At 58.8% G+C, this 19,726-nt stretch carries 20 protein-coding genes; 11 read left to right on the forward strand and 9 right to left on the reverse strand.

The annotated features are described in order from the left end of the window. Positions 1-121: 121 nt before the first annotated feature. The 3 genes from ACA052_RS10085 to ACA052_RS10095 all read left to right on the forward strand — a co-directional run bounded on the left by ACA052_RS10085 (position 122) and on the right by ACA052_RS10095 (position 1,504). Complete coding sequence (locus tag ACA052_RS10085) at positions 122-364, forward strand: hypothetical protein (protein ID WP_497649522.1); 243 nt, start codon at positions 122-124, stop codon at positions 362-364. Between the two features lie 138 nt (positions 365-502). Next, a complete protein-coding gene (locus ACA052_RS10090; protein ID WP_497649523.1) occupies positions 503-1,081 on the forward strand; it encodes a hypothetical protein in 579 nt (192 codons plus the stop codon). A gap of 93 nt (positions 1,082-1,174) precedes the next feature. Next, positions 1,175-1,504 carry a hypothetical protein gene (locus tag ACA052_RS10095; RefSeq protein WP_497649524.1) on the forward strand — a complete coding sequence of 110 codons (330 nt, stop codon included), beginning with the start codon at positions 1,175-1,177 and terminating at the stop codon, positions 1,502-1,504. On the opposite strand, the gene ACA052_RS10100 is transcribed toward ACA052_RS10095, so the two are convergent. Beyond that, positions 1,489-2,004 (reverse strand): Hcp family type VI secretion system effector, encoded by a 516-nt coding sequence (locus ACA052_RS10100; RefSeq protein ID WP_497649525.1) that lies wholly within the window; start codon positions 2,002-2,004, stop codon positions 1,489-1,491. The two genes, ACA052_RS10095 and ACA052_RS10100, sit on opposite strands and share 16 nt — an antisense overlap. 377 nt (positions 2,005-2,381) lie before the next feature. Between ACA052_RS10100 and ACA052_RS10105 the strand changes: the two genes are divergently transcribed. Next, positions 2,382-3,059 (forward strand): type 1 glutamine amidotransferase domain-containing protein, encoded by a 678-nt coding sequence (locus ACA052_RS10105; protein ID WP_497649526.1) that lies wholly within the window; start codon positions 2,382-2,384, stop codon positions 3,057-3,059. 158 nt (positions 3,060-3,217) lie between these two features. Here ACA052_RS10105 and hglS read toward each other — a convergent pair whose 3' ends face one another. The 3 genes from hglS to ACA052_RS10120 form a co-directional block, all read right to left on the reverse strand. Continuing rightward, a complete protein-coding gene (hglS, locus tag ACA052_RS10110) occupies positions 3,218-4,603 on the reverse strand; it encodes a 2-oxoadipate dioxygenase/decarboxylase HglS (protein ID WP_497649527.1) in 1,386 nt (461 codons plus the stop codon). A 286-nt stretch (positions 4,604-4,889) separates the two neighbouring features. Continuing rightward, positions 4,890-5,837 carry an alpha/beta fold hydrolase gene (locus ACA052_RS10115; RefSeq protein ID WP_497649528.1) on the reverse strand — a complete coding sequence of 316 codons (948 nt, stop codon included), beginning with the start codon at positions 5,835-5,837 and terminating at the stop codon, positions 4,890-4,892. Positions 5,838-5,859: 22 nt separating this feature from the next. After that, a complete protein-coding gene (locus tag ACA052_RS10120) occupies positions 5,860-7,314 on the reverse strand; it encodes a flavin-containing monooxygenase (protein ID WP_497649529.1) in 1,455 nt (484 codons plus the stop codon). Between the two features lie 255 nt (positions 7,315-7,569). Here ACA052_RS10120 and ACA052_RS10125 point away from each other — a divergent pair, with 255 nt between their 5' ends. Continuing rightward, on the forward strand, positions 7,570-8,643 hold the full coding sequence (locus tag ACA052_RS10125; RefSeq protein WP_497649530.1) for a diguanylate cyclase: 1,074 nt from the start codon (positions 7,570-7,572) through the stop codon (positions 8,641-8,643). A gap of 62 nt (positions 8,644-8,705) precedes the next feature. Beyond that, positions 8,706-9,962 carry a M20/M25/M40 family metallo-hydrolase gene (locus ACA052_RS10130; protein ID WP_497649531.1) on the forward strand — a complete coding sequence of 419 codons (1,257 nt, stop codon included), beginning with the start codon at positions 8,706-8,708 and terminating at the stop codon, positions 9,960-9,962. Between the two features lie 120 nt (positions 9,963-10,082). Here ACA052_RS10130 and ACA052_RS10135 read toward each other — a convergent pair whose 3' ends face one another. The 3 genes from ACA052_RS10135 to ACA052_RS10145 form a co-directional block, all read right to left on the reverse strand. Beyond that, positions 10,083-10,952: an isocitrate lyase/PEP mutase family protein gene (locus ACA052_RS10135; RefSeq protein WP_497649532.1), complete on the reverse strand. Its 870-nt coding sequence runs from the start codon at positions 10,950-10,952 to the stop codon at positions 10,083-10,085. A 129-nt stretch (positions 10,953-11,081) separates the two neighbouring features. Continuing rightward, entirely contained in the window at positions 11,082-12,116 is a 1,035-nt protein-coding gene (gene astA, locus ACA052_RS10140; protein WP_497649533.1) for an arginine N-succinyltransferase, read from the reverse strand. 61 nt (positions 12,117-12,177) lie between these two features. After that, a complete protein-coding gene (locus ACA052_RS10145) occupies positions 12,178-13,194 on the reverse strand; it encodes an arginine N-succinyltransferase (protein WP_497649534.1) in 1,017 nt (338 codons plus the stop codon). Positions 13,195-13,714: 520 nt separating this feature from the next. On the opposite strand from ACA052_RS10145, the gene ACA052_RS10150 reads away from it, so the two are divergent. Both ACA052_RS10150 and cobF read left to right on the forward strand, forming a co-directional pair. Continuing rightward, entirely contained in the window at positions 13,715-14,287 is a 573-nt protein-coding gene (locus ACA052_RS10150; RefSeq protein ID WP_497649535.1) for a histidine phosphatase family protein, read from the forward strand. Next, positions 14,287-15,042 carry a precorrin-6A synthase (deacetylating) gene (gene cobF / locus ACA052_RS10155; protein WP_497649536.1) on the forward strand — a complete coding sequence of 252 codons (756 nt, stop codon included), beginning with the start codon at positions 14,287-14,289 and terminating at the stop codon, positions 15,040-15,042. The genes ACA052_RS10150 and cobF overlap by 1 nt, the downstream gene beginning before the upstream one ends. An 89-nt stretch (positions 15,043-15,131) precedes the next feature. Here the strand turns inward: cobF and ftrA are convergent, their stop codons facing one another. Further along, the gene (gene ftrA, locus ACA052_RS10160) at positions 15,132-16,106 is read right to left on the reverse strand and encodes a transcriptional regulator FtrA (protein ID WP_497649537.1); all 975 of its coding nucleotides are present in this window, start codon (positions 16,104-16,106) and stop codon (positions 15,132-15,134) included. A 101-nt stretch (positions 16,107-16,207) separates the two neighbouring features. Between ftrA and ACA052_RS10165 the strand changes: the two genes are divergently transcribed. Then, positions 16,208-16,642 (forward strand): rhodanese-like domain-containing protein, encoded by a 435-nt coding sequence (locus ACA052_RS10165; RefSeq protein WP_497649538.1) that lies wholly within the window; start codon positions 16,208-16,210, stop codon positions 16,640-16,642. Between the two features lie 48 nt (positions 16,643-16,690). Here ACA052_RS10165 and ACA052_RS10170 read toward each other — a convergent pair whose 3' ends face one another. Then, positions 16,691-17,329: a type 1 glutamine amidotransferase gene (locus ACA052_RS10170; RefSeq protein WP_497650291.1), complete on the reverse strand. Its 639-nt coding sequence runs from the start codon at positions 17,327-17,329 to the stop codon at positions 16,691-16,693. A gap of 173 nt (positions 17,330-17,502) precedes the next feature. Between ACA052_RS10170 and ACA052_RS10175 the strand changes: the two genes are divergently transcribed. Together ACA052_RS10175 and ACA052_RS10180 are read left to right on the forward strand one after the other, a co-directional pair. Further along, on the forward strand, positions 17,503-18,282 hold the full coding sequence (locus ACA052_RS10175; RefSeq protein ID WP_497649539.1) for an ABC transporter substrate-binding protein: 780 nt from the start codon (positions 17,503-17,505) through the stop codon (positions 18,280-18,282). 204 nt (positions 18,283-18,486) lie between these two features. Continuing rightward, a complete protein-coding gene (locus ACA052_RS10180) occupies positions 18,487-19,599 on the forward strand; it encodes a succinylglutamate desuccinylase/aspartoacylase family protein (RefSeq protein ID WP_497649540.1) in 1,113 nt (370 codons plus the stop codon). The last annotated feature ends 127 nt before the right edge of the window (positions 19,600-19,726 follow it).

Below are 19,726 nucleotides of genomic sequence, written 5' to 3' on the forward strand. Positions count from 1 at the left end.
AAACATCGCAGCTTATGTAGGAGCTGCCGCAGGCTGCGATCTTTTGATCTTGCTCTTAATTCGCTGGAACTCCGAACGCCCCCAACTCTCTACCGAACGAACACCGCCACCGGAGCCCGCCATGAGCGACGACCTCAAACCACCCGACCTTGCATCCTGGCACCGCCTCTTCGACGACAAGGCCTACTGGCAGCAATCCCCCGACGCCCATTTCGCCGAACTGCTGCGCGTGGCCGACGATTTGCTGGGGCAGGGCGCCATCGACCTCGAACAATGGCAAGCCCTGAAGACCAAGGCCGAGCAATCCCACAAGGACTCGCCCGCCGTGAACGTCGCCCAAGAGGTGGACGACCCCGAAGCTTAAGGGGATTTGCGGGGGGTAAACCACGGAGCTAAAAGCTGCGAAAATTCTCTGATCCGCGTCTATGCTCATCCGCACAGTCGACGCTGACCTGCGTGCCAGCGCCGACTGCTGCCACCCATTAACAGGGAAAGTACTGCTATGAAACTCCACGCACTGACTAAAGCCATCACCCTCGCTACCTTGCTGTCTGCTGCCAGCCTTAGCGCCATGGCTGCGGACATTCCGCTGTCTGCCGTCGTGGTAGCCGATCAGGTCGATACCAAGGTACTGGCGGTCGACGCTGCCAACCATCGGGTAGTCCTCGAAGGGCCGGAAGGTAAAGAGGTCCATGTACAACTGTCCGACAAAGCCAAGGATCTGGGCAACCTGAAAGTCGGGGATAAAGTCAGCGTTGAAGTCACCCACTCGGTCGCGGCATTTCTCGACACCGACGTCGACAAAGGCCTACCAGGCTCTACTGAGCGTGTTGGCGAAATTCGCGCCACCAAAGACAACCCAAACCCCGGTGGTGAAGCCTACCGTCAGGTGCAGGTACAACTGAAGATCACCAAAATTGATCTGGCGAAAAACCGGGTGACCCTCGAAAACCCGGCCGGGCAGTCGAAAACGGTCGATGTCGAACGGCCAGAAGTTCAGGCGAAACTGAAAGACTTGAAAGTCGGGCAGAGCGTCGTAGTGACCTACACCGACATCCTGAAAGTGACCAGTCAGCATTAATTCTACGGACTGATCGTTTTTGTACAGTTTCTTGTATAAGAACGATTGGTTTTAATCGTCGAACGGGTGAGTTAGGAGATTTTCTGACGTGATATGACTGCTGACATTTTGTTAATCATTATGTCGATAATTTCATGTTTAAGCCCACGGACAATTCCGGCGGCTTCTATTAAAATGTTCCCCGTTCGCCCAGTGTCAGGGCTCTTTACCGGTGCATGGATTGCCAAGGCCATTCCACTGGGCGAACACCTTTCTCAGCAGTTTGTTGGATGTGAATGCATAAAAAACGGGCGATCAGTTGATCGCCCGTTTTTCATTGTTCGGTTATTTTTTATCAGAGTTCGTGCTGGTTTCGCCGGTGTAAAAAAGACGCTTTTAGGGAGTGTTCGCTTAATCTTCTGGCTGATTCAGGCGACCGGCTGACGCCAGTCATCGGAACCCGAAGTACCGGATACTTCGTGGGTCCAGGTGATTTTGCGGTAGGTGAATTGCACTTCTTCCAGATGCGTGAAGTGCGAGTTCGACGGGTCCTGGCAGTTGTGCATTGTGTTGTTGATGGCGACGATGATCGCGTCTTCGAGCTTGGTGGTGTAGTAGTGCTCCTGGGTACCTTGAGCCGAAGTGCGGAACCACTGGATAACGATTTCGCTCATGCGCTCGCCGGAAGTCAGCGCTGCCTGCAGCAGTGGCGAAGATTTGTCGTATACCTTGGTGATCACGACTGGCTTGTGCACGCGTTGACCGGTCGTTTGGCCGGATTGCGGGTCACGCGGGATGATGACGTCGTGGCTGAAAGCCTGAACCATCACCTGGTCTTCGTGACCTTCCTGGTAAGTGTTGCCAACCGAGTCGGCGGTGAATGCGCCGGCAGTGATCAGGCCTTGTTTCTCGCCAGTGACGGACATGTAGGCGGGTGTTGCCATGGATGCTCTCCTTGCTTGATAAATGAGGGTGCCCGGGAGGCGATATCGCCCGGTGGGTGCCTGACTGTTATCAATGTCCGTGCCATAAGCGTTTAAAGCCATATACATCAGGCTGTTGAGGCGAGTTGTTTGACCGCCGGAAGATTTTCAACCAGGAATGCCGAGCAGTGTGCGCAGGGCGTGCCGGGTGGGGCGTTTAGCGTTCATGTAGGACGTTTCTGGAGGATGTGTGCGCAACTTCTTGCGCATCAAGGCTTTGCGCTATCCCTCATGGCGAGGAGGCATCCGGTGCAACGAATCAAAGGGTCGAGCGGTCCATAACAAAGCAACGACACGCCGTAAAGCGTCCGAACATCCTGCCATTGAGTGAGAACGACATGAAAATCCTTATGGTTCTAACGTCCCACGATCAATTGGGTAATACCGGTAAGAAAACCGGCTTCTGGCTGGAAGAATTTGCCGCTCCGTATTTCGCCTTTAAAGATGCTGGCGCCCAGTTGACCCTGGCATCGCCCAAGGGTGGCCAGCCGCCGCTGGACCCGAAAAGCGATGAGCCGGATGCGCAAACCGCTGCCACCGATCGCTTTCGCAAAGACGCGGCGGCTCAATCCGCCTTGGCGTCTACCGCCCTGTTGAGCAGCGCGAGGGCTGAAGACTACGACGCGGTTTTCTATCCCGGTGGGCATGGCCCGCTGTGGGATTTGGCTGAAGACAAAAATTCAATCGCGCTGATCGAGGCGTTTTTCAAGGCCGGCAAACCGGTCGCGGCGGTGTGCCATGCACCGGGTGTGTTGCGGCATGTCAAAGGCGCGGACGGCCAGCCGTTGGTCAAAGGCAAGCGCGTGACAGGGTTTACCAACAGTGAAGAAGAAGCGGTGCAGTTGACGGATGTCGTGCCGTTTCTGGTGGAAGACATGCTCAAGGAGAAGGGCGGGATCTATTCCAAGGGCGATGACTGGGCGAGCTATGTGGTCACGGATGGCCTGCTGCTGACGGGGCAGAATCCGGCGTCTTCGCAGGCGGCTGCCGAGGCTCTGTTGGCGAAGCTGAAATGAACCCGTGACCTGTAGCAGCTGGCGCAGCCTGCGTTCGGCTGCGCAGCAGTCGTAAAACTGACACCCTCGATTTTCCTGAAAGACCACGGCAGCTGATTTTACGACTGCTGCGCAGCCGAACGCAGGCTGCGCCAGCTGCTACAGGTTCTCGCCATTCCTTAGATGGAGAGATCCAGCGCGGTATAGCATTCTACGATCGAACGCCGCTGCGTCTCGGCATACAACCCAAGCTCGTCGATAGTCGGCCGCCCCAACGCCTTTTCGAACGCCTGCTGGTTCGAATGCACCCCATAGTGGGTTTGCGCCGCGTCCCCCAGGTTCGACTGAAAAATCCCCGCCGCGCTGACCGGCAGGAAATCTTCATACACCAGGGGTTCAACGCGCAAATAGCCACCGCTGACCAGCTCATCCAGCGAAGCGGTCTTCAGTTCGTCGGCCGCCAGCCCTTTTTCCGTGACGAAGTAGCGAAAGTACGCCAGTTCCTGTCGGCGCATGCCTTCGTAGGTGTCAGGGAATTCGCCGAAGTGTTGCGCCATCAGCGTGTTGTAACGCGCGGCGTTGGCTTCGTTGGGGAAGTCCTTGAGTTCGTCCCGGGCCGCATTGAGTAAGCGGTCGTAAAGTGCCCGGCCTTTGGGGGTGAGTGCAGCACCCCGTTGCTCGATTTCACCAAAACGTGCGCTGTGGCTGCCCCGCGTGTCCGTTTGATCGGTAAAGGCAATCGGTTCGTCCAGGGCCTTGAAACTGGTCTGGCGCAACAGGATCGGGCACTGGCGGCGGGGCGGGCCTTCGATCACGGCTTTGGGGGTAATGCCGTGGGCGGGCATTTGTGCCTGGACGATATCGATGTCCAGCGTGCGCGGCGTCAGGTGGTTGATGTGCGGGCCTTTGAATGCCACCACATCGGCGATCAGGCGATGTTGGGCGCTCAACTTCTGATATTGCTCGGCGGTGACAGTGGCGCTGTGATGCCAGCGAAAGGTTTCCAGTGCCTGTTCGACGAAGTCCCGGGCTTCTTGTTCGGTGAGGCCGCCTTCGGTTTCGGCGCGATTGATGAGCGCCAGTGCTGCGGGTGTAAAGATTGAACGCCTGTCCAGCGTCGATTCAGCGAAGGCGCGCAGATCCAGGTCTTCAATCAGTTCCAGGCGCAGCAGGGAGGTGAACACCCGGAACGGGCTGACTTGCAGCGCCGCCTCATGCACGGCGCGAAAAGCGGTGGAATGTACCGGCACGCCGGCCGGGGTCAGGTCGTAATAGCCCACCGGTTGCATGCCCATCACCGCAAACAGACGGGCCAGGGTGGCCAGTTCAGCGGCGGTGCCGACACGGATCGCGCCGTGGCGTTCGAGGTCCAGGCGCTGTATCTCGCCCGTGCTGTTCAGCTGCCGGGCGATCTGTGGATCGCTTTCCAGTACGTGGCGGTTGGTCTGTTCCACCAGTTCCATCAGCGCGCCATACAGCGGTACTTCTTCGCGGTACATGTCGGACATCGCTTTGGAAAAGCGCTGGCGGATCAGGTCGGGGCTGATGAAGTTCGGGTGGCTCATGAAAAAAATTCCTGGCGCGGTGACGTGAAGGATGTGGGAAAAGATCGCAGCCTTGCGCGGCGGGGACAAACGAAGAATCCTACGAACTTCATTCTGCCAAGGACTGCTTCACACCCGGAGCTGTGGACCTGTTGAACCTGTTGAACCTGTTGGACCTGTTGGAACTTTGTAGGAGCTGTCGAGTGAAACGAGGCTGCGATCTTTTGACGTTGATTTTTAAGATCAAAAGATCGCAGCCTCGTTTCACTCGGCAGCTCCTACAGCTCCTACACATGTCCTACGGAGATCACAGGTGTGAACGGCTTTCGGTGCGTTGCGATGCCAAGAACTCCCGATACAGGCGCGCCGTACTTGCCGGTTGCTCCACCATCGGCATATGGCCGATGTGGTCCCAGATTTCCACCCGAAGATCGGCAATGCCTTTGCTCCAGATGGCCACGCTGCTGACATCGATCAAACGGTCCTTGCGCCCCCATAGCAACAGCGCCGGGGCGCTGATGGCGGGGAGTTTCGGCTCCATCGGCGGGCTGGCGCGAAAGTCCTTGAAGATCTCCTCCAGTTCCTCGCGCTGCTGTTGATAGCGCTGGGCGATGGCGTCGAGCACCACCCCTGGCACCCACGGCGGCTCGGCCATGGTCATGGCGTAGAACCGCTGGAACTCTTCCCTCGAGTGAATCAGGAACGGGTTGTGACCCTTGGCCAAATGCCGCTCCATGTCACTGGCCTCGGGGGCGGTGACGCCGGCCGGGTCGATCAGCGCTACCGAAGCAATCCGGTCCGGGTAAGTGGCCGCCAGCCATGCCGCGATGTAGCCGCCCATGGAGTTGCCGATGACATGGACTTTCTCGACACCGCAGACGTCGAGCAACTGGATCATTCGCTTGGCCTGCAACGGAATGTCATAGCCACCGCCGGCCTTGAAGCCGGTTTCGCCATGGCCGGCGATGTCGGGGATGATCACTCGATACTGGCCGACAAAATGTCGGGCAAAACGCAGCCAGATATTCTTGTCGGCGCTGTAGCCGTGAAGCATCAGCACGCTGCTGGAGGCTTCGTAAGGGCCGCCTTGCCAGGTTGAAACGGTCATTTCAGTGATGGGCACCACGATTTTGTGCAACCGATACAGCTTGGCCTCCACGGCCATGTTCAGGTCATAGAGCCAATACCCGATCGCCGGGTAACTCAACCAGCTCCAGGCCACGAAAACCGCTATCAGGACAACCAACACAAGCATCAGGTGTCTTCCTTTTACGTGATCAGGACAGAATGTGGTCGATGGGCTTCAGTGTTCGGGTCAGTCGGTGATAACTGAAACTGAACCCCGGAAACATGGCAATCACATGACCGCTCTTGCTTTGATACCAACTGTGGCAGCCGCCCGATTTCCATACGGTGCGCTCCATCTCACGGTGGATCATTTCAGTGTAGGTACGTTCTGCCTCGGGGCGCACTTCGATACTGCGCAGACCGTGTGCTTTCAAGGTGCGAATGCAACCGAGGATGTAGTTCATCTGGGACTCGATGATGAACAGTGCCGACGTGTGGCCGATGCCGGTGTTGGGGCCGGTGACGATGAACAGGTTGGGAAAGTCCGGCAGGCTGGTGCCGAGGTAGGCGCGTGGGTAGGTCGCCCAGAAATCGCTGAGTCGCTTGCCGTTTTTTCCGGTGACAGGGTAGGAAATGACTCCATCGGTGGCGTCGTAACCGGTGGACCAGACGATCAGGTCGACGTCGATGTGCTGACCGTCCAGGGTGACGATTCCGGTTTCGTCGAGGGCCGCGATCCCTTGTTCACGACTGTGCAGGGTGACATTCGGCCGGCCCAGCGCGGGGTACAAAGTGCTCGAAACAATTACCCGTTTGCAGCCGATGGTGAAATCCGGGGTCAGTTTTCGTCGCAGTTCAGGGTCGGGGACTTGCCGTCTGAGGAAGCGCAGGGCGTGTTGCTGGACCATGTGGATCGCCGGTTTCGAATATTTGAAGGCAATTACCCGGGTTTCGAATTGCCAGTAAATCATCCAGCGCAGTAGTTTGTAGGCCGGCTTGACGCCTAACAACCAGCGCTGGAACCTGCCGAACGTGCGGTCGGCCCTGGGCAAGACCCAGTGCGGCGTGCGCTGGAACACGTGCAAGTGCTCGACGTCCGGAGCAATCGCCGGAATGACCTGGGCCGCACTCGCGCCGCTGCCAACGATCGCGACACGTTTTTGTCGGTAGTCGTAGGCGTGATCCCAATTATTGGTGTGAAATGTCTTGCCCTGGAATCGCTCCAGGCCCGCGAAACGCGGAATCACCGGTTGGCTCAGCGGCCCGGTGGCGTTGATCAGGAACTGCGCATAAAAGGTGCCTTTGCTGGCGGTGTGCACGGCCCAGCGCTTGCCCTCGTCATCCCACACGATGCGATCGACATTCGCCTCCAGTTGCACTTTGTCGCGCAGGCCAAAATGCTCCACCACGTGCTGGGTGTAACGGTGCAGTTCGGCTTGTTCGGCGAACATTTGCGTCCAGCGGTAGGGCGCGAAAGACAGCGAATAGAGCGGCGAGGGCACGTCGACCGCCGCGCCGGGGTACGTGTTCTGGCACCAGGTGCCGCCAAAAAAGTCCCGTCGCTCCAGCAGACGAAAATCGTCAATGCCGGCCTTGAGCAAATTGATCGCTGCGCACTGACCGCCAAATCCGCTGCCGATGATCAACACTTGAAAGGTCTGCATGGGCCTCCTTTATTTCGTTATTGATCAAACTCCCCCTTCATGTATAGCCAAACTATGGGAACAATGCTTTTGTAGAGCGATGCTTGCTCGCGAAGAATTTAAACGCGATACACCCGGCCGTCCGCGTCATCGTTTTTCGCGAGCAAGCATCGCTCCTACAGTCGGTGATGGCTATTTAACGTTGCCCTGATAGACTTCGACCACACACGCTACCCTTGGTGTTATCAGGTTTCGTTCCGAGGCACAGAGGCCCTTATGGGAAATGCGGGAGTGAAGGGAATTTCACTGGCCAGGAGGCTCTATACATCGCGAACCCTCGGTTTATTGCTGGGGTTGCTGTGCGTGAGCGTGTCGATGTACCCGTTGGACCCGGCGCCGTGGGTCTGGGGATTGATGCTGTTCAATGCGTTACTGTGGCCGCATCTGGCTTATCAATGGGCGCGTCGTTCCAACGTCCCTTATCACGCTGAACATCGCAACCTGCTGGTGGACGCCTTTCTGGGTGGTTTCTGGGTCGCCGCCATGCAATTCAACCCGCTGCCCAGTGCGACCACTATTTCGATGATGGCGATGAACAACGTGGCCATCGGCGGTTTGCGTTTCCTGTTGGCGGGCAGTGTCGCGCAAATACTGGGCGTCGGCGTCGGCTATCTGATTTTCAGACCGGTCTTTATTCCTGAAACCAGCCAATTGCAGCTGTACGCCTGTTTACCCTTGATGGGGCTGTATCCGCTGGCGCTGGGCTGGATCTGCTTCCGGCAGGCCCACACCCTCGGGCGACAAAAGCGCGAATTGCTGGCCCTGAGTCGTACCGACAGCCTCACGGGCTTGCTCAATCACGGCGCCTGGAAAGATCAGCTGGAGATCGAGTTTCAACGTTGCCAACGCCAACATCAGGGCGGGGCGATTGCGCTGATCGACATTGACCATTTCAAGACCATCAACGACACCTACGGCCATGTCGCCGGTGACATCGTGTTGCGCCAGCTCAGCAAGATGCTCAAACAGAACCTGCGAGCAACCGATGTCGCGGGGCGTTACGGCGGCGACGAGTTTTGTGTGATTCTCCCGGACCTGCCGCTCAATAGCGCCGCTACGGCCATGGATGCCCTGCGTGATCGCTTCGCCACGCTGGGCTACGAACAGAGCCCGGCACTGAAAGTCAGCCTGAGCATTGGCCTGGCCGCCTTCAGCCCAACCCACACCGACGCGACCCTATGGCTCAACGATGCCGACCAGGCGCTGTACGAAGCCAAGACCACCGGCCGCAACCGCGTGATCTGTGGCAGTGGCGGCAAACCTCAGCATGAGTTGCTTGATTCGGTCTAGAGCCTTGCGCCGTTGTCAGGTAGGGTGTTTTACACCCCCCGACACGAAACAAGGATCGATTCATGACGCTCAAACTCCCGCGCTCCCTGCTGGCCACCAGCCTTGGCCTGACCCTCGCCCTCGGCGCAATTGCCCCCAGCGCATTCGCCGAACCTCACCAGCAAGTCCTCGCCGATTCCGAGCAATACAAGGGTGAAGCCCTGAAATTGCTGGAGCGTCTGGTCAACATCGACTCAGGTTCGGGCTATGAACCGGGCCTGACCCAGGTTCGCGACATTGCCATCGATGAACTGAAAAAGCTTGGCGCCACCATCGAATTGATACCCAACACACCGGACAAAAGTAGCCATGTGATCGCGACATTGAAAGGCACAGGCAAGGCGAAAATCCTGCTGATGGCGCACATGGACACGGTGTTCAAGGAAGGCTCTGCCGCCGAACGGCCCTTCCGCATCAAGGACGGCCGCGCCTACGGGCCGGGTGTGATGGATGACAAGGGCGGTATCGTTGCCGGCATCTACGCATTGAAAGTCCTGAAAAACCTCGACTTCAAGGACTACGCGCAAATCACCTTCCTGCTTGATGCCAGCGAAGAAACCGGCTCGGACATTGCCACCGACCTGATCAAGAACACCGCCAAGGAACACGACGTGACCCTCAACCTCGAACCCGGTCGCCCGGCGGATGGTTTGGTGGTGTGGCGTAAAGGCAGCGCCACGGCGGTGGTGGAAGTCAAAGGCAAGGCCGCCCACGCGGGTGTTGCGCCAGAGTTGGGACGTAACGCCGCGATGGAAGTGGCGCACCAGATCTTGCAGCTCGGAAAACTGGGTGATGAACAGAAAAAAACCACCATCAACTTCACCGTGCTCAAGGCCGGCGACCGGACCAACGTGATTCCGGATCAGGCCACGGCCAAGGCTGACGTGCGAGCGGCAGTGCCGGAGGAATTTGACCGGATCGAGAAGGATCTGGCGCGGGTTTCGAAGGACAAGCTGATTGCGGATACCGAAGTGACTACCACCCTTCAGCGCGGGTTGCCGCCGATGCCGCAGACTGCGGAGTCGGATCGGTTGATGGCCATGGCTCAAGGGATTTACGGCGAAATTGGCCGCAAATTGACGGAAGAGGGTAGCGGTGGAGCGGCGGATGCCAGCCTCTCGGCCGGTGTGGGCACGCCGACGCTGGATGGGTTCGGGATTGTCGGCGGGAATATTCACACGCCAGAGGAATACGCTGAGGTAGAGAGTGTGGCGCCGCGGATTTATCTGTTGTCGCGGATGATTATGGAATTGGCCAACACTTCGAAGGGAAGTAAGTAGGGCTGGTTACAGCGGGAGGAGGGGTTAGAACGGTGGTGTAAGAGGGATCGCAAGATCAAGATCAAGATCAAAAGATCGCAGCCTGCGGCAGCTCCTACAGGGTGCTGCCGCGGGGTTTCGTTACTCCTTGACGCTCATGAACTCTTCCGCCCAATGGATATATTCCTCAGGCTGCGTGTAGGTATGAGTCAGCTCCGTCGCACTCAAGTCCGACGCCTGGGTAAAGATCTGCCGTTGCTCGCGCAGGCTGTCGTATGTCGCCTTGATCGCGGCGAAGTAGGCGCCATGACCATCGATGGTGACGCGCACGCCCAGTTCGGCCAGGCGTTTATCGTCGCGCAGCGCCGGGTTGCCATAGGTCACCAGCATCAGCGGTACGCTCAGGTGCTCGGCAATTTTTTCCAGTTGGTCGAAATCCTGGACGCCCACCATGCAAATCCCGTCCGCTCCTGCGTTTTGATATTGCTTGGTGCGGCTGATGATTTCCTGAATCGGCAGGATTCCAGCGTTGGTGCGGGCAATAATCGCCATTTCCGAATCACACCGGGCTTCCAGTGCCGCACGGATTTTGCCGACGCCTTCCGCCACCCCGATCAGGTCGGTGGATTTGCGGCCGAACTGGGCCGGCAACAGGGTGTCTTCGATGGTCAACGCGGCCACGCCGGCGCGCTCCAGTTCGACGATGGTGCGCATGACGTTGAGTGCGTTGCCATAGCCGTGGTCGGCGTCGGCGATGACCGGCAACTGGGCGACACGACCGATACGGGTGGCCTGCTCGGCAAACTCGCTGAGGGTGATCAGAGCAAAGTCAGGGGCGCCCAATACCTGCAACGAGGCGACCGAACCGCCCAGGATTCCCACTTCAAAACCCAGGTCGGCGGCAATGCGGGCTGACATCGGGTCGAAGACCGACGCGGTGTGATAGCAGGTGTTGGAAGCGAACAATTCGCGAAAATTACGGCGCAAATCTTGATGGGAGAGCCTGGACATACGAGTTCCACCACTGCAATTGGAATGGAAAGGCTTGAGCAAAAGTGTCAACGCCGAAGGACTAAAAGGCTATCACGCGGAAGGGGAGAAGATGATGACGAATTTGCACGAGCGACGAAGCGCCGTCGATCAGGCCGCCACAACCTGTTGCTGCTGACCGGGTAACGGCACGGCGCGCACCGAGTCGCCGGGTTGCAGCTGGAGACGTTTGGCGGTGAGACGGTCGACGATCAGGCTGTTGCCCACCAGCCTTGCCTTGGCTGCGGTGATGCGGCAGTTTTCCAGGCGACGATTGTGGATCAGCCACACGGGTGCCCGATCGTCCGGCGTGCCGAGGGCCAACGTCAGCGCTTGACTGTCGCGCACAGTGCGGATTCTGGAAACCGGCGCTTCGATGACTGGGCCAGCGTCGAAGATGTCGATGTAACCCTTGTGCGCAAATCCTTCGGCAGTGAGGATTTTCAAGGCCGGTTCGGTGTTCGGGTGAGCCTTGCCAATCACCGCCTGGGCCTGTTCGGTGAGCAGGCAGGTGTACAGCGGTTGGCGTGGCATCAGTTCGGCAATGAACGATTTGTTACCCAATCCAGACAAGTGGTCGGCATGGCTGAAATCCATCTTGAAGAAGTGTCGGCCCAGGCTGTCCCAGAAGGGCGAACAACCCTGTTCGTCGGCCTGGCCGCGCAGCTCGGCGATGAGTTTGTCACCGAACAAGTGAGGGAATTCGGCGACGAACAACAAGCGTGACAACGACAGCAATCGACCGTTATTGCACTGGCGGTGATCGGGTCGCAGGAACAGCGAGCAGAGTTCCGATTGCCCGGTCATCTCATTGTTCAGGAAGAGGGTCGGGATCTGGCGCTGGATGCCCAGGTCCGGTGACGAACTGACTGTGAGACCGACCCGGTAGTTGTACCAGGGCTCGCGCAGGCCAACCGCGCCTGACAGGGCGCTGACCCCCACCACTTGCTGATCATCGTCTTCGAGCACGAACAGGTAGTCGGCATCCGCGCGCTCGACCTGTCCGGCGAAGGTCCTTTGCGTCCACCGCAACCGATGGGCCAGGCGGTCTTCGTCCGCTGGCAGGGGAGTGAACCCGCGGCCACTTTGCCGCGCCAGCGCAAACAAGGCGGGCAAGTCGGTGATGTGAACCGGCCGGACAATCATGACGCCGTTCCTTCTTCGCGCCGGTCCTGGCAGTTTCGTTCGGTACGTGAGTGGGTGCTGCTCACAGGGCGATCAGCCGGATCGGGCTGGCGTCAGTCACGCCCAGGGCCGCACACATCTGTGCATTCAAGGCCACGGTTTGCCCGCCGTTGTAGTCCAGTTCGGCTACGATCGCGCGATAGTTCTGCAGCGAATCGTTGCTGACCAGGTACCTGCCTCGCGCATCGATGGTCGACACGCTTTTTGCCGTACCGGTCTGGCTTTGGACGATGGAACGGATACCGCAGACGCGGGCATGCAGCGTCGGGCCACCGTCGAACAGATCAACGTAGTTGTTGGTTTCGAATCCTTCGCGTTCGAGGATATCGAAGGCCTCCTGGCCATCGGGATGGATCCGTCCGATGCAGTCCTGTGCAGCCTGCGGCAACATCGGTACATAGATCGGGTATTGCGGCATCAGTTCGGCGAGGAACGTGCGGCTTTCCAGGCCACAGAGCCGCTCGGCCTCGACATAGGGCAGGTCGAAGAAATGCTTGCCCACGGCGTCCCAGAACGGCGATCGACCTTCATCGCTGCTGAAGCCGACAATCTCGGTGATCACCGCTTCGGCAAAACGGCCTGAATGCGCGGCAATGAACATCAGTCGCGCCCGTGACAGCAACTCCGAATACGGTGTTCGCACCAGGGCCGCATCAATATGAAAACCTCGCAGCAAGGTGTGGCCACTGAGGTCCTGACACAACGACAGTGCCGGCACGCCATGTTCGATGTGCAGTTCGCGCGAGGCGCTGGTGAAATGCCGGTTGCGCAAGCTATAGAACGGTTCGTTGAACCCGGCTGTGGCAAGGATCTCCGAGCAGCCGACCAGGCGCTCGGTCGCCAGATCCTCAAGCACGAAGAAATAGCTCTCCGGGCCGTGGCCCTCAACGTCTTTTTCGAAAGAGGCGCAGGAGTCGAAAATTCTCTCGCGCAAGCGATCAGTGTCGTCCGGCAAGGACGTGACGCCCACCAGGCTTTCGCGAGCAAGTCGCTGAAGTTGAGGCAGGTCGGTTAACTCGACTGGACGTAAGACCAGCATGGATGCACTCCTGTATCAAAGGGCTCGGTGGTGAGTACCGAACCTGACTATCACTGTCGGTTTCCATGCAATACATCGGCGGATGCCTGACTGTTTGTCAGACGCCGCTCTTATTTTCAGCCATTGGACGAGGCGGGCAATGGGAAGCGTAGGTGGTATGCATACCGTTGAGAGAGAATATCCAGGCTCCTGCTGGACAGTCGCACGTTGATTTGGGCCTCCGCGGCAGGAGTATTTATTTAACGCCAGCTCCCTGTCTAGTTTATTTTTGTGTGGTTTTACCGAACCCTGAAACGTGGCGAAAAGCCCGCATGATAGGGCCTACAGGTACGTAGATTGGCCTTGTAGGTCATTGCCTAAAGGTGTGTCGGAGATACCCATTTCTCAAGGGTGAAATATGACTTCTATCCATGCCGCAAACTGAAACGAAACGCCCTCAACCCTGTTGCTTGCGGCACAATTGTCCGAGCATTGGCCGCGTGAGGTCGTTAACCATTCCCCATCGACAGAGTAAACCTTCGTGCAAGCGACCCGTTTGACCCTGATCTGCCACGCTAGAACCGTCGCACAGAAATTGGCGCGTTTTCCTACGGATGAGCCGGTGGAGATGGATTGGCAGTCGGCAAGGGGCGCACGTGCTGCGCAATTCAGTAAAAAGCCTCGTATTCTCAGCGGCCCGGAAAGACGAGCCCGGGAAACAGCCGAGTTGTTCGGTAACGATGTGGAAATGGTCATGGCATTGAGGGATTGCGATTTCGGACGCTGGAAAGGCATGCGAATCGATGATCTGCAAAAATCCGAACCCGAGGCGCTCCAGGCATGGCTTGATGATCCGCATTCGGTGCCCCACGGTGGCGAGTCGGTGACGCAACTCGGGCAGCGTGTGGCCGCTTGGCTGACGACTCTCGAGACCACGCCCGGTCACTTCGTCGCCATCACCCATCCGTTCGTGATTCGCGCGGCGCTGACACACGTGCTGCACAGCGCGGCGTACAACCTGATTGATGTCGAGCCGCTGTCGGCCATCGAATTGCGATTCACCGGCCGCTGGCGGTTGCGCTTGATGGGCAGTGACACTGGAGGGACGCGTTAATGAAAAAACTTCTGGTCATCGGTATCGGTGCCGGCAACCCCGACTACATCACGATGCAGGCCGTGAAGGCGCTGAACCTCGTCGACGTGTTTTTTCTCATGGACAAGGGCCAGAGCAAAGACAAGCTCATCGACTTGCGCCACCAGATTTGCGAACGCTACATCACGGGGAGTGACTACCGCTTTGTTGAAGCCCATAGCCCGGAGCGTTTACGCGGCGATGTGGACTACAAGACCAGTGTCGAGGATCTGAACACCGCCAAGCAGCGGACCTTCGAACGGCTGATCAATGAGGAAATGACCGACAACCAGTGCGGCGGTTTTCTGGTGTGGGGCGACCCGGCGTTGTACGACAGTACCGTGCGGATCTTGCAGGCGATCCTGGCGTCTGGCCGGTGTGTCTTTGAGTTCGAGGTGATTCCCGGGATCACCAGCGTCCAGGCTTTGGCGGCGCAGCATAAGGTGCCGTTGAATCAAATCGGGCGGTCGATTGAAATCACCACCGGCCGGCGGTTGGCGGCGGGGCAGGTCAGCGATGCTAACAGTTTGGTGGTGATGCTTGATGCGGAAGATTCCTACCATCATGTGGCGGATCCGCAGACAGAGATCTACTGGGGGGCTTACCTGGGAACGCCGGATGAGATTCTAATCAGTGGCAAGCTCAAGGATGTGGCGGAGGAAATTGAGCGGGTGCGCAAGGCTGCCCGGTTGGCCAACGGCTGGATTATGGATACTTACCTGTTGCGCAAGCCTTGAGGCCGCCTTCGCGGGCAAGCCTCGCTCCTACGGGTTAACCATGTCCTGTAGGAGCGAGGCTTGCCCGCGAAGAGGCCGTCACCGACACCTCAAGATCCGGCTTTGACCTCCCGCCCAAACCGCTCCCGATACACCGATGGCGGCACGCCGACCACGCTGCGAAACGCCACGCGGAAACTTTCGACCGAGCGATAACCGCAGCGCTCGGCAATCTGTTCCGTATTCTGGCTCGAGCTTTCCAGCAACTCACGGGCGCGACCCAAGCGCTCATGTTGCAACCATGTCTTGGGGGACAGGCCACTGGCTTCGGTGAATCGGCGCAGGAATGTCCGCTCGCTCATCGCCGCTTCACTGGCCAGGTCGCGAACCTCCAGCGGTTTATCCAGGCGTTCACGGGCCCACTGCATCACGCGGGAAAGATCGCTGCGTGGCGTAGGGCTGACCGGTGTCGGAATGAATTGCGCCTGGCCGCCGGTACGTTGCGGTGACATCACCAGTCGCCGCGCCACCGAGTTCGCCACCTGGGTACCGAAGTCCCGCGCCACGAGGTGCAGGCAGGCATCAATGCCGGCCGCGCTCCCGGCCGAGGTGATCAACTGGCCCGAGTCGACATAGAGCACGTCCGGGTCGACCAGGATATTCGGGAAACGCTCGGCCAGTTCGGCCGTGTAACGCCAGTGCGTCGTGGCGCCAAGGCCATCGAGCAGGCCGGTGGCCGCCAGCACGAACACCCCCGAGCAGATCGACAGCAATCGCGCACCCCGAGCATGGGCCTGGCGCAGGGCTATGAGTAACGCTTCGGGCACCGGCGAGCTGCGGTCGCGCCAGCCGGGAATGATAATGGTCCGGGCGTCTTCGAGCAGTTCCATGCCGCCATCGGCCAACACCTGAATGCCGCCCATGGCGCGCATCGGACCCGGGTCTACAGCGACGATGCGATGCGCATACCACGGGAAATCAAACTCTGGCCGCGCCAGGCCGAAGATCTCCACGGCGATGCCGAACTCGAACGTACAGAGGCCGTCGTAGGCCAGAATCGCGACCAATCCAGGGGTGGGCTGCATTTGGCGGAAAGTTCCCGGTGAGTGTCTTGTGCGCCACTGTAGCGTCAACCGGCGGACGGATAAAGTCTTCCTACACCCACCGAGACTTTGGAGTACAACCCATGACCAGCCTGGTCCGCGTCATTCCCGCCGCCCCATCGGCCATCGCCCTGATGCATTTCAGCAACCGTCTGACCTTCGAAACCGACTGTTCCGACGTCTATGGCAGCCAACAGTCCGGGGATGTGGATTTTGTCCTCGTCGATGTACGCGGTCCGCTGGCGTTCGAGCGGGGGCACGTGCCAGGCGCGATCAACATTCCAGGGCGCCTGCTGATCGCCGAAGGTCTGGCGGCCTACCCGAAAACCAGCCTGTTCGTGGTCTATTGCGCCGGGCCTCACTGTAACGGCGCCAACAAGGCCGCCGTGAAACTGGCGGCGCTGGGGTACCCGGTCAAAGAGATGATCGGCGGGGTGACCGGGTGGCTGGATGAAGGGTTTGAGTTGAGTGTTGTGGTGCAACGTCCGGAAACGACGTCCGTTGGTTGTGAATGTTGATGTAGCCGAAAAGATCGCAGCCTCGTTTCACTCGACAGCTCCTACAGGTTATGTGTTTGCCGCTGACCACCACTGATCCAGCGTCGCCTGCAACCAGTCAAAAACGGCTGCATGGGCGGCGCTGTCCTGCGGCTCCCGTGGCAACGGCGATTCATCGGCAAAATGCGCGTTGAGAATGGCCACCGACGCCGCATTCCATTCCGGATGAAACTGCAATCCCACCCGCGCTGGCCCGAAGCAATACATCTGCGTTTCACATTGCTCACTGCTGGCGAGCAATTGCGCGTCGGAGGGCAGGTCGATTGCGTCTTCGTGCCATTCCAGTACCTTCAACGACGAACCGTCGGCACCGTTCACGGTGGTCCAGCCGGTTTCGACTTGACCCATTCGCCGTACCGTCCCGCCCAGGCTCAGTGCCAGCAATTGCGCCCCCAGGCAAATGGCGAACACGGGCGCCCCCTCAGCCAGGCTGCCCGCCAGCCACTGGCGTTCGGTTGCCAGCCACGCCGGCCCGGCGTTGGATTCGTAAGGTCCGCCCAGCAGAATCACCGGCTCCCCGCTCACTGGCGGCAACTGTTCGAGGTCGGCCCGAAATACGTTTAGCGTCAAGCCTCTTGAGGTAGCCCAGTCGGCAATGGCTCCCGGACCTTCGGCGGGGTGGTGCTGGATCAGGTTTAACGTATGTATCGCCCCCTTCATACTCGCCACCTTTTCGTAAGTATTTGTCGCTTCAACACAATTTACCCTCCTGAAGCCGCTCTAGACTGCCGCCCACTTCGGTCGTTACGCACAATAAAGCTCTGACCGAAAGCTACCACTCGAACGCTGCCAATAAAAACCTCCGTACACAGGAGTTATAAATGAAGAAGCTAGTAATGTTCGGTGCCCTGGCACTGTCGATGTTGTCCCTGACCGCCGTGGCCGAAGACGCCAAGCCGATCCGCATCGGTATCGAAGCCGGTTACCCCCCATTTTCGATGAAAACCCCTGACGGCAAACTCACCGGTTTCGACGTCGACATCGGCGACGCACTGTGCGAGCAGATGAAAGTGCAATGCACGTGGGTCGAGCAAGAATTCGACGGCCTGATCCCGGCCTTGAAGGTCAAGAAAATCGACGCCATCCTGTCGTCCATGACCATCACTGACGACCGTAAAAAGAACGTCGATTTCACCATCAAGTACTACCACACCCCGGCGCGCTTCGTGATGAAGGAAGGCTCCGACGTCAAGGATCCGCTGACCCAACTCAAGGGCAAGAAGGTTGGTGTGCTGCGCGCCAGTACCCACGACCGCTTCGCCACTGAAGTGTTGCAACCGGCCGGCATTGTCCTGGTGCGCTACGGTTCGCAGCAGGAAGCCAACCTGGACATGGTGTCTGGCCGCGTTGACGCGCTGCTGGCCGACTCGGTCAACCTGGACGATGGTTTCCTGAAAACCGACGCCGGTAAAGGTTTCGCGTTCGTCGGTCCTGAGTACAACGATCCGAAATACTTCGGTGGCGGCGCCGGCATTGCCGTGCGCAAGGGCGATACTGCCCTGGCCGAGCAATTCAACAAGGCCATTACCGAAATCCGCGCCAACGGCAAGTACAAGCAAGTGCAGGACAAGTACTTCAAGTTTGACGTTTACGGCGAGTAACAGCGCCTTTCAAAAAAAGTGGCAACCGTTGACGCGGTCGCCACTTTTTTTATGCTCATGATTTACGCTACCAGCACCCCCCTGTAGGAGCTGCCGCAGGCTGCGATCTTTTGATCTTGTTTTTTAACGATCAAGATCAAAAGATCGCAGCCTGCGGCAGCGCCTACAGGGATCAGCGTGCAATTAAGATTTCAGGAGTTCCCCATGCAACGCATCGACCATTCATTGCCCTGGAGCCACCTCGGGACCGAACGCACACTCAGCGTGTTTCGTTATGGCGCCGGCACCCGCAAGGTCTACATCCAGGCCAGCCTGCACGCTGACGAATTGCCGGGCATGCGCACGGCCTGGGAACTGAAGAAACGCCTGGCTGAACTCGAAACCCAGGGCCAGTTGCAAGGGGTGATAGAGCTGGTTCCGGTGGCCAACCCCATCGGCCTCGACCAGCACCTGCAAGGCAGCCACATGGGGCGCTTTGAACTGGGCAGCGGCAAGAACTTCAACCGTTCGTTCGTTGAACTCAGTGCGCCGGTGGCCGAATTGATCGGCGAGCAACTGGGCAACGACGCGGCGGCCAACATTGCACTGATTCGCCAGACCATGGGCCAGGTCCTCGACGACTTGCCGGCCCCGGCCTCGCAGCTGGAAGCCATGCACCGCCTGTTGCTGCGCCACGCCTGCGACGCCGACATCACCCTCGACCTGCATTGCGATTTCGACGCAGCCATTCACATTTACGCCTTGCCGCAACATTGGCCGCAATGGCAGTCACTGGCGGCGCGCTTGAAGGCGGCTGTTGCGTTGTTATGCGAAGATTCCGGTGGCAGCTCTTTCGACGAATCCTGTTCTTCGCCGTGGTTGCGTCTGGCCAGGGCTTTTCCCAACGCCGTGATTCCGCCGGCCAACCTGGCGACCACGCTCGAATTGGGCAGCATGGGCGATACCCGGGTCGACCAGGCGCAGGCCAATTGCGAGGCGATTCTCGGATTCCTCGCCGAGCAAGGCTTCATCAAAGGCAACTGGCCGGCGGCACCGAGCGAATGCTGTGAGGGCATGCCGTTCGAGGGCACTCAATACCTGTTTGCGCCGCATCACGGCGTAGTGAGTTTCTTGCGCGACTCCGGTGAGTGGGTGGAGAAGGGGGATGCACTGTTTGAAGTGGTTGATCCCTTGAGCGACCGGAACACCACCGTTTGCGCCGGGACCAGCGGCGTGTTGTTTGCGATTGATCGTGGCCGCTATACCCAGCCGGGCACTTGGCAGGCAAAAGTCGCCGGGCGCGAGCCGATCCGGGCCGGAAAACTGATCAACGACTGAATGACTCTGACCCTGTAGGAGCTGCCGCAGGCTGCGATCTTTTGATTTTGCATTTAAAAAAACAAGATCAAAAGATCGCAGCCTGCGGCAGCTCCTACAGGCGCATTGTTGATGGAGGGTGTTAGGC

This window comes from Pseudomonas sp. LBUM1644, from assembly GCF_059716195.1.

Bases quoted from the DNA above. Each gene is read 5' to 3' on its own strand.
- ACA052_RS10145 (WP_497649534.1), bottom strand. From the start codon at position 13,194: ATGCTGGTCTTACGTCCAGTCGAGTTAACCGACCTGCCTCAACTTCAG.
- cobF (WP_497649536.1), top strand. From the start codon at position 14,287: ATGAAAAAACTTCTGGTCATCGGTATCGGTGCCGGCAACCCCGACTAC.
- ftrA (WP_497649537.1), bottom strand. From the start codon at position 16,106: ATGCAGCCCACCCCTGGATTGGTCGCGATTCTGGCCTACGACGGCCTC.
- ACA052_RS10175 (WP_497649539.1), top strand. From the start codon at position 17,503: ATGAAGAAGCTAGTAATGTTCGGTGCCCTGGCACTGTCGATGTTGTCC.
- ACA052_RS10125 (WP_497649530.1), top strand. From the start codon at position 7,570: ATGGGAAATGCGGGAGTGAAGGGAATTTCACTGGCCAGGAGGCTCTAT.
- ACA052_RS10180 (WP_497649540.1), top strand. From the start codon at position 18,487: ATGCAACGCATCGACCATTCATTGCCCTGGAGCCACCTCGGGACCGAA.
- ACA052_RS10085 (WP_497649522.1), top strand. From the start codon at position 122: ATGAGCGACGACCTCAAACCACCCGACCTTGCATCCTGGCACCGCCTC.
- ACA052_RS10105 (WP_497649526.1), top strand. From the start codon at position 2,382: ATGAAAATCCTTATGGTTCTAACGTCCCACGATCAATTGGGTAATACC.
- ACA052_RS10130 (WP_497649531.1), top strand. From the start codon at position 8,706: ATGACGCTCAAACTCCCGCGCTCCCTGCTGGCCACCAGCCTTGGCCTG.
- ACA052_RS10135 (WP_497649532.1), bottom strand. From the start codon at position 10,952: ATGTCCAGGCTCTCCCATCAAGATTTGCGCCGTAATTTTCGCGAATTG.
- ACA052_RS10090 (WP_497649523.1), top strand. From the start codon at position 503: ATGAAACTCCACGCACTGACTAAAGCCATCACCCTCGCTACCTTGCTG.
- hglS (WP_497649527.1), bottom strand. From the start codon at position 4,603: ATGAGCCACCCGAACTTCATCAGCCCCGACCTGATCCGCCAGCGCTTT.
- ACA052_RS10100 (WP_497649525.1), bottom strand. From the start codon at position 2,004: ATGGCAACACCCGCCTACATGTCCGTCACTGGCGAGAAACAAGGCCTG.
- astA (WP_497649533.1), bottom strand. From the start codon at position 12,116: ATGATTGTCCGGCCGGTTCACATCACCGACTTGCCCGCCTTGTTTGCG.
- ACA052_RS10120 (WP_497649529.1), bottom strand. From the start codon at position 7,314: ATGCAGACCTTTCAAGTGTTGATCATCGGCAGCGGATTTGGCGGTCAG.
- ACA052_RS10115 (WP_497649528.1), bottom strand. From the start codon at position 5,837: ATGCTTGTGTTGGTTGTCCTGATAGCGGTTTTCGTGGCCTGGAGCTGG.
- ACA052_RS10165 (WP_497649538.1), top strand. From the start codon at position 16,208: ATGACCAGCCTGGTCCGCGTCATTCCCGCCGCCCCATCGGCCATCGCC.
- ACA052_RS10095 (WP_497649524.1), top strand. From the start codon at position 1,175: ATGACTGCTGACATTTTGTTAATCATTATGTCGATAATTTCATGTTTA.